Origin of the sequence: Rahnella ecdela (assembly GCF_019049625.1) — a bacterium.
Classification (GTDB): domain Bacteria; phylum Pseudomonadota; class Gammaproteobacteria; order Enterobacterales; family Enterobacteriaceae; genus Rahnella; species Rahnella ecdela.
The window spans coordinates 1-13999 of sequence record NZ_JAFMOY010000103.1; the positions used below are offsets into that span (position 1 = coordinate 1).

Here is a 13999-nt window from a genome sequence, read left to right on the forward strand (position 1 = left end):
TCATCGCTGCCGGACAATGTGGCAGTTACTGAAAAATGTCAGACAGTTTATGAAATCAGCTTCACCTTTCCCCGGCAGTCAACACGGGTTAACAAAAGTGGAGCGGTAATAGGCGCAGCTATTTAGCCACACCGCAAAATTTATTGCCTGGTGTGGCAAGTCGCTGAAGGCCCAGCATAAATCTCATCGATAGCAGGAAATATCAGGACTGATTACGTCTTAAAAATATTCCCAATATCGATGTTTGAGCATCTCGGTGACTGGCACTATTTTGAGGGAGAAAATCAGTAATGTCCAGTGACAGCAGCCGCAGTAACGGGATGATCAGAACCTGCAACAACCATCGTGCGTGCAACAGGATGCGCACCGTTGCCATTAGTCGCCGCTGCCATTGCAGCAGGGTGATCCGATGACATAATGGCAGCTCCGCGGGCAACCGAATGTGCTCCGTTACCACTGGTGGCTGCCGCCATTGCAACAGGATGGTCGGATGTAGCTACAACCGTTGTTCTGGCAATCGGGTGATAATTAGCAAATGCCGGAAGATTCACGGTTGCAAAAATTAATACCATCATGATCTTTTTCATAATATTACCTCTATGAACTAATATATTATTTACAGCATGGAACGACAATAAACATATCTCTTTCAGTCGGGCGCCAATGCGCAGCAAAACCTTATGGGGGAGATTTGTTTTTTCACACACCATAATCAACCCATATCACACGTATTAATAGTGCTTTTTTGTTTATATTTAAATTTTAAAAAACACTACCTTTAGATTATATTTATTTTCAAATAGTTACTCAGTAATTCCTAAATTACTAGCATTTGAGTGCTGCGATGAGCAGATATGGCTACTCTCGATAAGTCCATGGTCACCAACTCATAAAAGTATTATTAACAGGCGATCACGTTAAGAACGTCACAGGCAGCAGGAGTCCTCAACGTACAGCCTGCTGGCTGCAATCATTTTCGGAGCTCATGCCTGCTTTTTTAAAACTGATAGCTGTAGTTTACGCTGGCGAACCAAAAATAAGGATCATCATAACTCCCTTTGTAAATCGCCGGAGATTGTACGCGCGAGGACTGCATATGTAAGTATGATGCGGCAACCCCAATGTTACTTTGCTGCGTGATTTGGTATTGCGCACCCGTAGCAAAACGCCACTCGTCGCCGGTGGGTAACGTGAGCGCGACGTCGCTTTGTGAAGCGTAAACTGTGCTGTCAAACGCCACGCCCGCGTTTAAACGCCATTGTTCCGTTGGGCGATACTGCACACCCAGCGCAGTATGCCAGGAGTCTTTCAGGCGGTTCTTTTTATCTTCCTCATGACCAGATACGGTTATCTGCGGCGCACCAAACTGGCTCCAATCCTGCCAGCCAAGATCTCCCATCACAGACCACTGTTTATTTATGTCATGCACCAGACTCAGCATGATTTGTTGTGGTGCCTGCACCTGTGCCGAAATGGGCAGGTCATAATCAACATTGGGTACGTTCGGGAGCCGGACTTTACCGTTAATATCAAAATTGTATTTGGTTTCACTGGTCCAGGTGATACCGGCGCGGGTTTGATCGGTCAGCGCCATCAGCAGGCCAAGGCGATAACTCAAAGCCCAGTCGTGATCCTGCTGTTTTTCTTCATTTCCCCCGACGTTACGCGTTAGCGAAAGCAAACCGTAGTTAACGTTGACTGAACCGCCAACGGAGAGTCTGTCATTGATTTTATAGGCCAAAGAGGGGCTCAGCGTCATGGCAACCATGCTGCTTTTCTTGATCAAACGATCCCCCTGCCAGTTACCGTAATCAATGCTCAGTCCATAGTTACCGTAGAGTCCAATCCCCGCGTAGAGATCGTCATTAATCTTTTGGGTATAGAACGCGCTGGCATTGGGAAAAAAATGCATGATATCACCGGGACTTTTCCGGCCGTTTTCGTTGTCAAGCGAGTAAGAGACATCCCCATCCATTGCCTGCAATCCACCCGTAAACATATGATCCGGTAGCCGTGTCATCCCTGCCGGGTTGGTCACTATAGTGGAAGCGTCCTGAGCACGAGCGGCCTGTCCCGCTCCCGCGAGAGCCGTATCTTCTGTACCAATCTCGTAGAAATAAAGGGCACTCGCATGGCTTGTCTGAGAGAAAAACAGACTGAAAAAAATGAAGATCGGTTTTTTCATTTTCCACCTGAAAATTGTTGTCATTATTGAAATAGTTAATATTAATTACAGCGTAGTGTAACCCCCCCAAATATCCACTGTAGCGATGTTCGAGTCTGCAACATAAGTCGTTCTCTTAGCAGATAAACCGGTTCAAACAAGATTGAAAGTAAGGTGAATTTAAAGAGAGCTATTTTTAAATAATATCAATATCATAACTGTAAACGTAAAAAAACGTAACTCAGATTAAAAAAACCTTAGCCTGCAGTTTCATACGGCTTTGTTGAATAAATAGGTTTAAATAAAAAGTCTCTCTTTCAGTCACACCTTCAGGCAATCCGCGCATTTTCTGGCATCCTTGCACGCGTCATTTTGTTTAAGGCACGGATCATGGCTATAGCTTCTCTAACCTGCGCATCATAATCCCGCAACGTTATATGCACACCAAACAGCTGTTTTACGCAGTACATCGTCGTTTCAGCCACCGAGCGCGGGTTGTAAGCCGTATGCCATTTCCAGTAAGTATTGCTCCCCGTCAGTCGTTGCCTCGCCACCGTCTGATTTTTGTCGGCATATTCCACCGGCCAGTAACAGGCACGCGTTCGTTGCGGGATAGTTGTTCGAATTCTTGGCGACATGCCCCGCTACAACCATCGCAATGGAAGCCTGTGGTGGCTCTCACTTTATGGCACGCAAGCTGGAAGAGTTGGGGCATTTTCCTAAGCTCGTATCACCACAATTTGTCCGTCCATTCGTTAAAAGTAACAAAAACGACTTTGTCGACGCCGAAGCTATTTGTGAAGCTGCATCGCGTCCGTCTATGCGTTTTGTGCAACGCAGAACGGAATCTCAGCAGGCAATGCGGGCTCTGCATCTTGTTCGTGAATCCCTGGTTCAGGATAAGGTAAAAACAACCAATCAGATGCATGCTTTTCTGCTGGAATTTGGCATCAGCGTTCCACGAGGATCTGCCGTTATTAGCCGACTGAGTACCCTTCTTGAGGACAGTAGTTTGCCTCTTTACCTCAGCTAGTTATTGCTGAGATTACAACAGCATTATCACTATCTTGCTGAGCAGATTAAAGATTTGGAATCTCAGTTGAAACGAAAGTTGGACGACGATGAGGTTGGACAGCGCTTGCTTAGCATTCCCTGCGTCGAAACACTGACAGCGAGTACTATTTCAAGCTGATACATAGTATTTTTAATAATGTAGAATAGTTAATTTTATTATTTATATAATATAAAGTGGTCACGTTTTAATATTTTTTTCATCAAGGATTTATTCGCGATGATTAATTTTAATTTTCTTGCAGGGGATGTTGAAGTATGTCACGGTTTTATATTTCGGTGTCTTAATTAAGGTCTGTATCCTTGGAGAGGCATGAGGTGATGTAAAATCTGATGCAACCAGCATACTCGCGGGATTACATCAGGAAGAACAGTATGAATATTCACTGCCAATTCAGAGTTATATTTAGCAGCCGCTGCCGCATTTCTGCGGAGCAGGTTCATCATCAATCAAATCAAAAGTCAGAACACGTAATGGGGTCACATCTGAACGGTTTTTAACCCAATGCTCAGTATCGTTAAACTCCGCGAAGCAATCACCCTCTTTCCAGATGCGCACCTCGCTGAATTGGTTGCTATGCTCCTCACCTGAACCCTGCAGAACATACAGTAGTGCAGGGCGATTCTTATGTGAGTGAAGTGCGATAATTTTCCCCGGATGACACTCCAGAATGCGGCAGCGCATACGTCTTTCAAGAAGAGGCTTACCTCCTTCAGGAATAACAATATCCGGGATGTGAATCGCTGCGAGTTCAGTTGATATTTCATCATCATTTAGCGCGATCGTTTCTTTAGGATAAGTTTCATCATGCATAAAATGTTTTCCTTATAGTGTGTTGTATGAACGTTGATCAAAGGCCCACGATAACCTGAACTTCAACCCGCCATTCTGGTTTTGCCAAACGAACAACCTGGATTGCTGAACGGGAAGGGGATTGCTGATGTTCCACATCTATCCACCCATCCCATTCCGAATTAAACGCATCGTAATCGTTCATGTCAGTCAGGAAAATATTAGCGTAGATAATATTTGATTTTGTTGTACCTGCTTTCATTAGGAGTTCGTCAATACTGGAGAATAAATTTCTGGCCTGCTCAGCGACGCTCTGACCTTCAGAAACCTGTCCGGATAAAATAACCATGTTTCCATGCTGAGATGCCTGACTCATCCTTGGGCTGCTATTGATACGTTTGACTGCCATATGTTCTCCGCCTTCGATTTTTTTGGTCTTCTTTTGGTCAATTTATCAGGATAATATTTGGTGACTTTCCCTTTTCCTAGTTTACGTTACCGAAGTAAAAGCCTGCAGAATAAGACTTATAATTCCAGAATAGCGGATATAAAATGGAATGCAAATGCTGTGTGAAAACACCTCTCGAGTAGATTGTTGTTTAATTTATTGTCAATTCAAGAGGCAAGTATATGGTATTTTTAGCCTTTTTGTCTGTGCTGTACGTAAAAACTTTAAATCACCGACATTATGTAGATCATTACAATTGTAATTTTAAATTATCTGTATTTGCATCATTTTTATCATAATGGTATTTTCATAAAAATGATGTCCGATATTCAGTGCTAATTATCAGTATCAAGGGTGTATCGACTAGCCAGTCATTCAATAACCTGGCACGTTTAATCATCATGTGATGTACGATTATATTAGTTAATTATGGCAATGTATTGTTGGGATAAGAATTCATGCTCGATCTTTTTAAAGCTGTTGGTTTTGGTCTTGCCGTGCTTCTCCCCTTGGCAAATCCGCTTATCACCGTTGCTGTTTTCCTCGGTTTGTCAGCCAACATGAACGCCTCTGAGCGTTATCAACAGTCGAAAATGGCGGCGATCTACGTCTTTCTAATTATGGTTGTGGCTTACTATGGTGGGAAGCTCGTAATGAATACATTCGGTATTTCCATTCCTGGATTACGTATTTCGGGCGGTATGATCGTGGCATTTATCGGCTTTCGTATGTTATTCCCGCAACAAAAAGTGCATGAATCAAGGGAAGCCATGTGCAAGTCGAAGGAAATTGAAGAATGCACCGGAGCTAGTATCGCTTTTGTTCCACTGGCCATGCCGACAACAGCAGGCCCAGGGACTATCGCCGTCATTATCAGTACCGCGACAACAATGAACCACGATAGCGGATTTCCTGCATGGGTGATCTGGATTTCCCCACCCGTTACCTTTGCTCTCGTGTCATTACTGTTATGGGGGTGTTTGAGAAGTTCAGGGGCAATTATGCGTATACTGGGCCATAGTGGAATTGAAGCCATTTCACGTTTGATGGGATTTTTACTGGTGTGTATGGGAGTTCAGTTTGTTATCAATGGCGGAATGGAACTGATGGCTCATTGATATTTCCCCGCTTTTTTGGTCGCCAGAGGTATTTCAGTAGCTCGACGGTTTCCAATTCTCCCACACAATATCTGTTGGCGCAGCTATGTCCATCTTTAACGACTAAACGAGTCCGTTCTATTCTCTTACAGAACGGGCGCCCTGGACCAGCAGGGTTCTCAGGTAGGCATCACCCGCTTTTGTTATCTTGCCAAGCTTTGATTTTCCGCCACTACTGAATTGTGAGGCGTTTGTCCCAACCAGTCTGCCAGTTGACGCCCGTTCTTAAAATTATGTGCGTTGCCAATACTGGCGACCAGCGCACTTGCGGTTGTAGGCCCAATGCCTTTCAGTTCCATTAACTGCTGGCTGCGATGATCTGTTTTGGCCACTTGCGATAATACCTTGTCATATTCGGCTATTTTTTCTTCAATATTAGTAATGCGCGACAATAGATCATCAATGCAAATCCTGACCTGTACTGGCAGAGTTTCCTTTTGGTCAGAAACAATATGACGCAAGCATCAGTGCTTTTTGGGGCGATAATCCCGAATTCGGCTACCAGGGCCGGAAGACGGTTATACGTTGCTGTTCTTTCTGGATAAATCCCTGTCTTGTCCGATATAAGCATTGCCTGCTGGCTTTCGTCTTTGACGGGTACAAAGCGCATATGCGGCCGCTGCACGGCCTCACAAATAGCTATTGCATCAGCTGCATCATTTTCCCCGGTCTTACCCGCCATGCGATAGGGTGAGACAAATTTCGGAGCCATCAACCTGACATCATGGCCATACTGCCTGATAATCTTGCCCAATAGTGGGCGCCCGAGCAGGCTTCCATTCCAATTACACAGGGAGGTAAACATGCGATGAGTTCAGAAAGTGCTGCACGCGACACCTTGGGTTTAACCAGAACTGCTTTGCCATTTTGGTCAACACAGTGAACAGCAAAGACATTTTTGGCAAGATTAATCAGACGCATATCTAGAGGAAGTCCCTTCCATTCGCTATGGATAATTTTTAACCGCTCGGGTGTTGGCTATCCCTCCGATTGCTTTGCTATAGCGTTCCTGTGTACGAAACTGAACGATTACGTATATAAAGCAGGTTTTATATACGAAAGTAAGTAAAACCATTAACGGACAGCCTAATCATTGCGTACACCTCTCAGGGTCAGAGGCTTGCGCTCAGCGGAACGAGACCTCTCGTTAAGGCCAAAACTCTAAACGTAGTTTAATTTCCGAATTCCAGGCGGCCCCTACCTCCGCGTAAGCTGTACCATTAAAGGCGATGGTCATGATAGTTACAACATCCTATTTAAAGCCACTCTATTACGGGCCGTTGGCCCGGGACGAGGCGCTTTTCAGGTGGCCAAAAGGGTGCGTTCGGGCTCGATGCTGGGGGACTATTTGGTAAAAAATAATTGAATGTTGTAACTAATATGATGCGATTGTGGCCAGGGAGCTACTCCAGATGCCCTGCCTTAGGCTGGCTCAGGTGTATGGCCCCGCGAATGCTTGCAGTATTGGGTGATAACCGTAACCGCTTTAATAGCGCAGCAGAAATATAAAACTACGCTGGCATTGCACCAGTAACCGAACGAAGTGGTCAAAAATCTTGGGTTCACTGGCGTTGGCAGTGTGCGAAGTTCGTCAGGCAGACCTTTGTTAAATGGGCTGCCAAGGCGGTTAACTCATCATACTGGGCCAAGTTGTATTATCAGGGGCTGCGAGAAAAAGGAAAATCTCATCAATCAGCCATAAGGGCTCCGTCGTTTAAATGGATAGGATCATTTACCGCTGCTGGAAGACCAGAACTCAGTACGACGAAGCAAAATATCTGCTGGCTCTCGAAGCACGACACTCGCCTTTACTGAAGGCATACAAGGCATGTCGAATGTCTCAGGGCGTGAAGCGGACGTTGCTAAGTCCGCAACGCATTAATTAGAGGGGAGCAGGTCAGGTCTGCTGGGCACCATTCCCTACATCGTTGGCGCTGTCGCTATGTGCTGGTGGTCAAACCATTCCGATAAAACGAATGAACGGACCTGGCACTTTATCCTCCCTTCAATACTGTTTTCCGTCGGATTTGTGGTCGCAGCCATCAGTGACTCACCAGTGATATCTATGCTGGGGCTGACGCTTTCTACCGTCGGCATGCTGGCCTGTGTGCCGACATTCTATACCTTACCCGCCTCTTTCCTCACGAACCAGGGGTCAGCCGGAGGCCTGGCACTAATCAACTCTATCGGCAATATTGGCGGCTTTTTTGGTCCCTTCCTAGTCGGACTCACTATTTCCCTTACCGGTAAATCACAGAACGGTCTCTACCTGTTATCGATACTTGTGCTTTTTTCACCGTTACTGATTTATCTCCTGAGTAAAAGTCGCCGTCAGGTTGCTGGCTGGCGTTAATGTCAACATCTTAAACATCCTATCGAGGAGTAAAAATGAATTTAGCAGCATTGTTAAATGAGCGTGCCTGTGCCGTGAAATCAGGTTCCGCGCAGCCGATTCGGGTCGGCATTATTGGTGCCGGAAAATTTGGATCTATGGTACTTGCACAGCTTCGTCATCTGGAAGGACTGCAGGTGGTGGCCGTTGCCGATCTCGATGTAAATAAAGCCCGCCACGCGCTGGCTCGCGTCGGCTGGCCTGAAACGCAATACCGCGCAGAAAATATCGACATTGCCTTACGGGATGGATCGACCTGTGTGGTGGAAGATGCGGAGCTGTTATTCCGCTGTGAGCAGATTGATTGCATTGTTGAGGCAACGGGGCATCCACTGGCTGGAACTCGCCATGCGCTGCAAGCCGTTGAACATGGCAAACATGTGATCATGGTGAACGTAGAGGCTGATGTTTTGTGTGGGCCGCTAATCGCTGAACGGGCACGGCAACAAGGTGTGATCTACAGCATGGCATACGGCGATCAGCCTGCAATTATTTGTGAACTGGTGGACTGGGCTCGTGCCTGCGGATTTGAAATTGTTGCCGCTGGTAAAGGGATGAATTTTGAGCCTCGTTACCGTTACTCAACGCCAGATACCGTCTGGGGCTTTTTTGGCTGGTCGGAAGAGGAGGTCGCTGCAGGCGACTTTAATCCCAAAATGTACAACTCATTCACCGATGGTACCAAGGCGGCGATTGAAATGGCAGCTGTGGCCAACGCAACAGGGCTGGATTGCCCTGATAATGGGCTGGCTTTTCCTCCAGCAGGGGTTCATGACCTGGCCCGAGTATTCTCACCCGAGGCGGATGGCGGGCGACTGGGCCGGAGTGGCTTGGTAGATATTGCCGCAAGCCAGGAGCCAGATGGACGTGAAGTGCTCAATAATATCCGTTACGGCGTTTTTGTCACCTTTAAGGCTCCCGATGAGTATAGCCGTGCCTGCTTCAAACAATATGGGCTGCTCACCGACCCCACTGGCTGGTACGCCTCAATGTGGCGTCCTTTCCATTTGATTGGGCTGGAAACCAGCATCAGCATTCTCTCTGCCGTGCTGCGTAATGAAGCCACAGGTTCAGCATTGAGCTTCAGGGGAGATGCGGTGGCAACGGCAAAACGCGATCTCAAGGCCGGGGAAATGCTGGATGGTGAAGGTGGTTTTACCGTCTGGGCGAATGCGCTACCAGCCAGTATCAGCGTGGATCAGGACCTGTTGCCAATGGGGCTAGCACATCACGTCAAGCTGGTCAAAGATGTCGCCAAAGACAAAGCGATACGCTTCTCCGATGTCAAATTTGAAAATAATCTGGATATCGTCGAGTTGCGTAAACAAATGGTAAGCCTCGCGGGTTTATAGACGTTAACTTTGCCGCGGCGGCAAGTGTCGTCGCGAGTTATTCAGGAAATATTTATGGATACCACTACACGAGTAGGTTTGATCGGTACGGGGTTACTGGGGCAAGCGGTAGCGCGTCGTCTGGCTGCAGTTGATTGTCGGGTCGAGGCGTGGAACCGGACAAAGGATAAAGCGCTCGGTCTGGAAACCTTTGGTGTCAAATGTGTCGATTCAGTCGAAAAGTTATTATCCCGGAACAACGTTATCATTTGTCTTTTGAGTGATGCCGATGCCTGCGACGAGGTGATTTTCACCGAGACAAGATTGTCACTCATTGCTCACTACTCGATAATTATCATGATGAGCACGCTCACCCCGGAGAAGGTGGTTGAACAGCAACTTCAGGCTCGACGCGCAAAACTTGATTATGTGGACATGCCCGTGTCTGGCGGTACGAAAGGCGCGGAGAATGGTACGTTGTCATTGATGGCAGGAGGGGCGAAGCAAAGTATCGATCGGCTTCGACCTCTGCTTACTCACCTTGGTAACGTTACCCGAGTGGGAGACGTTGGTGCAGGACAGCTCACCAAACTTGCAAACCAGATTATTGTCGCCGGGACGTTATGTTTATTGTCAGAGGCCTTTACATTGGCGCAACGGGGTGGGGCCGATCCGATTAAGGTCCGGGAGGCGCTGTTGGGCGGGTTTGCTGATTCCAGCTTGCTACAACAACACGGTGAACGCATGGTAGAAAGTGACTTTTGTGCACGCGGTTCAGCGGCATGGCAGCTCAAAGATACAAAAAGTATCATGGCGTTGGCACAACAGCTTGATTTGACATTGCCGTTAACTGATAAGGTCAATGTCTTGTTCAGCCAGATGGTTGCCGCGGGTGATGGCGATTTAGATCATTGCGGTATTATCCGGCAAATACAGCGCCTGAATGGACTCTCTATTTAATCGACGAGACACTCTCGCGTTTTATTAGCACGCTTGTTAATTCGAATACATTCTGTTGTTCACCAGACAAGCTATGAATTGCTTTTTCTGCCAGCGTTTCGAGAGGGTGCTTGATGACGCTGATGGAAGGCGACAGCAGCCGGCTCCAGTGGCTATCATGATAAACAATCAGCGATAAATCGTCAGGAACAGAAATCTTCAGTTCGCGGATCCGTGACATGATGACCGGTGCAATTGAGGTATTACCAATAATGACTGCCGTCGGTGGTACCTCAAGCTCAAGCAGTTCATCTAGTGCCTGGCTGGCGAGTGGATCGCGAAAATTCTTCACTACGGTATATTGCTGATCCCACGCTAAACCGCTCTCTTTAAGACCTTGTTGATAGCCATTTAGCCTCTGTAGAGATGTTGAGGTATTAAGGGGGCCGCTGATCCAGGCAATACGCTTGTGTCCCTGCTGGGCAAGATAAAGGGTGGCATCACATGCAGAGTCGTGGTTATTAAAACCAATGACGCTGGCATGCTTAACGTCTTCAAGAAAACGGTCGATAAAGACCACAGCAATACCCATTTCACCGATGGATTGCCAGATATCACTGTTCGCACTGGTTGGCGTGGCTATGATGGCTTTGACCCGCTTTTGCATCAGCATCCGCAGACTCTCACGCTCAAGCAGCGGATCTTCCTGAGTCGTCACAAGAATGACATTCATATGCTGTTCTCTGGCCCGCCGTACGATAAGATCTGATATCTCAGAAAAAAAGTCATTCGCAATGTCAGCCACCACTAAGCCAATAGTATTATTCAGGTTTGTTTTTAATTCTCTGGCGGAACTCTGGGGGGTGTAATTAAGCGTTTGCATTGCTTCGCACACTCGAACGCGCGTGCGTTCGGACACTGAACCAGTACCGGGATTCAATACTCGTGAAACCACGCCGATGGATACTCCGGCCAGCTCAGCGACGTCTCTGATGGTAATTTTGTTTTTATTTATCAACGCACAACCACTCTATATTGTTCTTATGACATCAGGGCGAGGGTCCTGAACACAGGATCAATCTTAATACGCACTGCTTTCAACGCGTTAATAATTTCAGCTCTCGACGATGCTGCATTGGGCATATCAGCTAATCCTTACCCTTTGTGGCAGGGCTGTAAAGCCTGGATATTACATCCGCTGATGCTGACATCGAATTTCGGACAGGCCGGTCAGTCCGGCTTGCCTTGAAGCGCTGTATGAATCGGCGAGTTTTTATAAACATTTACGAGCCATATGGACTCACTCCGATCAACCGATCTGAATTTTCATAAGTGTATCAGTTTCCCTGAGCTTACTTTGATTGATGCTGCAGTTCCGACGAAAATTTAGATTAACTTCTGCTCCTGGCTAAAGGTTGCCCTGACTCATTAAGACAGGCTGCTTCATGCACAGGCTGTGTGAAAATTGCTGATCACTTTTTGGTCTAAGTACTGGCTTTATATGACCAACCATTATTGATAAACCCGTGCAGCAACCTACTTTATTTAAAAAAATTAAAAGTATACGATTAGATATTGTGGGTGTAGATATGACTCAGCATATAATAGGTCAAGGCAAACATCAGATGACGTTGCTTCCTGAAGTGCTGGATGATTTTGTCACAAAAGATAATCCTGTCAGGGTTTTTCGTATATTTGTTCATGAATTACAGCTTGATGCACTTAGCTTCGAGCGCGTTAATGCAAAACAAACCGGGCGGCCAGGCGTTTCAGCCAGCCGGCTCCCAGAAACCGCCAGAAGGAGAACTTTGGGGGAACGGACAACATGGCACGATACGCCCGTTATTTTAACTGGCTGCGCTATCGTAACAGGGTGGCATCCCTGCCTCTCACAGTGAACCCGGCAGTACAATTGCATTCTCTGACTCGCGCCGGCTGGCAACAGGTTTACCCCATGACCGGAACCGTAATACGGCGTGGCGACCGTGCACGGCCTTGCTGTTGCTGAAACCGCTCCTGTCGGCGAAAAATCAGGACACGACGCAGGTCATGGCGGAGCAGGGTCAGGCCCGCACCAACCAGCAGAATGTCTTTGATAATAAAGCTGTCAATACGGCCCAGCTGCGGCTGCAGGCTGAGGGTCACTATCCCGGTGCCGATAACCATGATGGCACCCACCGCACCCGCTGCAGGACGGAAGAAACCAATAATCAGTGCCAGCAGGGTCATGTTCTCCACCACCCCGAGAGCATAACTGACGCCACGGACTCCCAGAAAAGGATAGAGCGCACCCAGCCAGGTGCCTGTCAGCAGGTGATGCAGACCTGTCGCCTCAAAGGCAAACCATTTGTACGTGCCAAACAGCCCGAAGATAAAAATTACGGACAGGCGCAGGGCGATTAAATCCACGCGGGCCAGTTTCTTTGTGAAGCTGTGCAGGTAACGGTGAGTGAGGCTGTTCATAGTGATGTCCTTATTGTGTTCGTTGTGACTGAGCCGGATTATGCGTAAAGCGTGGCGCGGGCGTGGATAAAGCGGCCCTGTTCAAAATCTGATATCAGGTAACCGGCTGCCCCTGATTCGCAAGTCTCGCGGGCCACCTCTCTTTCCAGCTCCTCAACGGTAGAAATCCACCCGAGTGAAAATGAGCGGACCGGCATCAGCGCGGCCTTTTCTGCTTCAGTCAGGTCTTGTTTCACCATGACCGGGCCATGAGGTCTGCGGGTAAAGATGGCAATAACATCGCGAATGAGTGTTTTCATAATGGTCACCTCTGGAGTTCTGTTTTAGTTGTGTGCTGTGTCGTTAAAGCCAATCTACCTACCAGAAGGTAGATTGGCAAGGCAAAATTAGCCCCGTTGATTTAAATGCGACGCCAGTCACATTAATGGATGGCGGTGAAACGGCTGTCCGCCCGCGACAACCGTGCCTGGTGAGGCTGCGGGGGCAGCAAGAGAGGCGTAAAAAGTGAAGCCAGCTGATGGCACTGGCAGGGCCGGCCATCAGCTGCGTGAGTGATTACGGGCAGTTGAACATCTGTTGCACTGCCCGTTTCATACGTTCGCAGGCATCATGCGGCGGAACCCGGTTCAGCATCAGCGCGCCCTTCACCGCACAATTAATAATAATCGCAAGGTCAGCGGGCTCACCCATGAATGTCAGCTCACCGTTTTCACGGCCGGTACGCAGAACGTCAGCGATTATCCTCAGGTCCGTCTGTGCCAGCCGGTTTACCGCATCCTGCAGGGCCGGCTCGAACTGATTACTGTCCGACAGCATGGCATGGACGCCACACATTTGCCCTTTCAGCGCACAGTAGGCAAAGGCGTCCATATACGCCTCCAGGCGGGCTTTCCCGGCAGGGACTGCCAGCAGTTTCTCTTCCATTTGCAGGAGCCGGGTTTCCTTGCGTTCACAGTAGGCGATACCCAGGTCGGTTTTGCCCGGGAAATGGTAATGAATACTGGCCTTGCGTATTCCCAGGCCGGCAGCCAGGTCAGCATAGCTGAATCCCTGAAAGCCATTTTCCTGAATAAGGGTATCAGCCAGGTCAAGGAGGCTGTCATAAGTGGACATCGGTGTTCTCCGGGCAGTGGAATGCCTGTTATGTTCAGATACCGGAAAACCCGGCAGTCAGGGAGACTCCGGGCGTTTTCATATCCGGCCTCCCCGGGCCGGGAGGCGCTGCGGCACATTATTTGTGC

At 48.0% G+C, this 13999-nt stretch carries 13 protein-coding genes and 5 pseudogenes; 8 read left to right on the forward strand and 10 right to left on the reverse strand.

The annotated features are described in order from the left end of the window. A pseudogene (locus tag J1784_RS26370) lies at window positions 1–109 on the forward strand (IS630 family transposase); the annotation flags it as partial. Between the two features lie 175 nt (window positions 110–284). Here the strand turns inward: J1784_RS26370 and J1784_RS02380 are convergent. The 3 genes and pseudogenes from J1784_RS02380 to J1784_RS02390 all read right to left on the reverse strand — a co-directional run. Further along, a complete protein-coding gene (locus J1784_RS02380; RefSeq protein ID WP_217147864.1) occupies window positions 285–587 on the reverse strand; it encodes a hypothetical protein in 303 nt (100 codons plus the stop codon). Window positions 588–997: 410 nt separating this feature from the next. Beyond that, window positions 998–2185, reverse strand: a complete 1188-nt coding sequence (locus tag J1784_RS02385; protein WP_217147865.1) for an OmpP1/FadL family transporter — start codon at window positions 2183–2185, stop codon at window positions 998–1000. Window positions 2186–2493: 308 nt separating this feature from the next. After that, a pseudogene (locus J1784_RS02390) lies at window positions 2494–2793 on the reverse strand (IS5/IS1182 family transposase); the annotation flags it as partial. Here J1784_RS02390 and J1784_RS02395 point away from each other — a divergent pair. After that, window positions 2781–3353 (forward strand): annotated as a pseudogene (locus J1784_RS02395) (IS110 family RNA-guided transposase); the annotation flags it as partial. The pseudogenes J1784_RS02390 and J1784_RS02395 overlap by 13 nt on opposite strands. Before the next feature lie 288 nt (window positions 3354–3641). On the opposite strand, the gene J1784_RS02400 reads toward J1784_RS02395, so the two are convergent. Then, window positions 3642–4049: a cupin domain-containing protein gene (locus tag J1784_RS02400; RefSeq protein WP_217147866.1), complete on the reverse strand. Its 408-nt coding sequence runs from the start codon at window positions 4047–4049 to the stop codon at window positions 3642–3644. Window positions 4050–4086: 37 nt separating this feature from the next. Next, window positions 4087–4437 (reverse strand): RidA family protein, encoded by a 351-nt coding sequence (locus tag J1784_RS02405; protein WP_217147867.1) that lies wholly within the window; start codon window positions 4435–4437, stop codon window positions 4087–4089. Between the two features lie 497 nt (window positions 4438–4934). Between J1784_RS02405 and J1784_RS02410 the strand changes: the two genes are divergently transcribed. Next, complete coding sequence (locus J1784_RS02410) at window positions 4935–5594, forward strand: MarC family NAAT transporter (protein ID WP_217147868.1); 660 nt, start codon at window positions 4935–4937, stop codon at window positions 5592–5594. 126 nt (window positions 5595–5720) lie between these two features. Here J1784_RS02410 and J1784_RS02415 read toward each other — a convergent pair. Further along, window positions 5721–6554: pseudogene (locus J1784_RS02415) on the reverse strand (IS110 family RNA-guided transposase); the annotation flags it as partial. A gap of 513 nt (window positions 6555–7067) precedes the next feature. On the opposite strand from J1784_RS02415, the pseudogene J1784_RS02420 reads away from it, so the two are divergent. The 4 genes and pseudogenes from J1784_RS02420 to J1784_RS02435 all read left to right on the forward strand — a co-directional run. Then, window positions 7068–7519 (forward strand): annotated as a pseudogene (locus J1784_RS02420) (transposase); the annotation flags it as partial. Window positions 7520–7539: 20 nt separating this feature from the next. Further along, complete coding sequence (locus tag J1784_RS02425; protein WP_338019893.1) at window positions 7540–7986, forward strand: MFS transporter; 447 nt, start codon at window positions 7540–7542, stop codon at window positions 7984–7986. 35 nt (window positions 7987–8021) lie between these two features. Further along, window positions 8022–9377 carry an NAD(P)H-dependent oxidoreductase gene (locus tag J1784_RS02430; protein WP_217147870.1) on the forward strand — a complete coding sequence of 452 codons (1356 nt, stop codon included), beginning with the start codon at window positions 8022–8024 and terminating at the stop codon, window positions 9375–9377. Window positions 9378–9431: 54 nt separating this feature from the next. Continuing rightward, a complete protein-coding gene (locus J1784_RS02435) occupies window positions 9432–10316 on the forward strand; it encodes an NAD(P)-dependent oxidoreductase (protein WP_217147871.1) in 885 nt (294 codons plus the stop codon). Here J1784_RS02435 and J1784_RS02440 read toward each other — a convergent pair. Further along, window positions 10309–11313, reverse strand: a complete 1005-nt coding sequence (locus tag J1784_RS02440) for a LacI family DNA-binding transcriptional regulator (RefSeq protein WP_217147872.1) — start codon at window positions 11311–11313, stop codon at window positions 10309–10311. The genes J1784_RS02435 and J1784_RS02440 overlap by 8 nt on opposite strands. Window positions 11314–11821: 508 nt before the next feature. Here J1784_RS02440 and J1784_RS26815 point away from each other — a divergent pair. Beyond that, window positions 11822–12193 (forward strand): hypothetical protein, encoded by a 372-nt coding sequence (locus J1784_RS26815; protein WP_217147873.1) that lies wholly within the window; start codon window positions 11822–11824, stop codon window positions 12191–12193. A gap of 49 nt (window positions 12194–12242) precedes the next feature. Here J1784_RS26815 and J1784_RS02450 read toward each other — a convergent pair whose 3' ends face one another. From J1784_RS02450 to J1784_RS02460, 3 genes are all read right to left on the reverse strand, one after another. Beyond that, on the reverse strand, window positions 12243–12758 hold the full coding sequence (locus J1784_RS02450; protein ID WP_217147874.1) for a DUF417 family protein: 516 nt from the start codon (window positions 12756–12758) through the stop codon (window positions 12243–12245). A 38-nt stretch (window positions 12759–12796) separates the two neighbouring features. Beyond that, window positions 12797–13057 carry a DUF1471 domain-containing protein gene (locus J1784_RS02455; RefSeq protein ID WP_217147875.1) on the reverse strand — a complete coding sequence of 87 codons (261 nt, stop codon included), beginning with the start codon at window positions 13055–13057 and terminating at the stop codon, window positions 12797–12799. A gap of 256 nt (window positions 13058–13313) precedes the next feature. Continuing rightward, window positions 13314–13871: a TetR/AcrR family transcriptional regulator gene (locus J1784_RS02460; RefSeq protein ID WP_217147876.1), complete on the reverse strand. Its 558-nt coding sequence runs from the start codon at window positions 13869–13871 to the stop codon at window positions 13314–13316. Window positions 13872–13999: the final 128 nt, after the last annotated feature.

Coding starts and splice junctions, on each gene's coding strand:
- J1784_RS02430 (WP_217147870.1), top strand. CDS start 8,022: ATGAATTTAGCAGCATTGTTAAATGAGCGTGCCTGTGCCGTGAAATCA.
- J1784_RS02380 (WP_217147864.1), bottom strand. CDS start 587: ATGAAAAAGATCATGATGGTATTAATTTTTGCAACCGTGAATCTTCCG.
- J1784_RS02460 (WP_217147876.1), bottom strand. CDS start 13,871: ATGTCCACTTATGACAGCCTCCTTGACCTGGCTGATACCCTTATTCAG.
- J1784_RS02455 (WP_217147875.1), bottom strand. CDS start 13,057: ATGAAAACACTCATTCGCGATGTTATTGCCATCTTTACCCGCAGACCT.
- J1784_RS02450 (WP_217147874.1), bottom strand. CDS start 12,758: ATGAACAGCCTCACTCACCGTTACCTGCACAGCTTCACAAAGAAACTG.
- J1784_RS02410 (WP_217147868.1), top strand. CDS start 4,935: ATGCTCGATCTTTTTAAAGCTGTTGGTTTTGGTCTTGCCGTGCTTCTC.
- J1784_RS02435 (WP_217147871.1), top strand. CDS start 9,432: ATGGATACCACTACACGAGTAGGTTTGATCGGTACGGGGTTACTGGGG.
- J1784_RS02400 (WP_217147866.1), bottom strand. CDS start 4,049: ATGCATGATGAAACTTATCCTAAAGAAACGATCGCGCTAAATGATGAT.
- J1784_RS02385 (WP_217147865.1), bottom strand. CDS start 2,185: ATGAAAAAACCGATCTTCATTTTTTTCAGTCTGTTTTTCTCTCAGACA.
- J1784_RS02405 (WP_217147867.1), bottom strand. CDS start 4,437: ATGGCAGTCAAACGTATCAATAGCAGCCCAAGGATGAGTCAGGCATCT.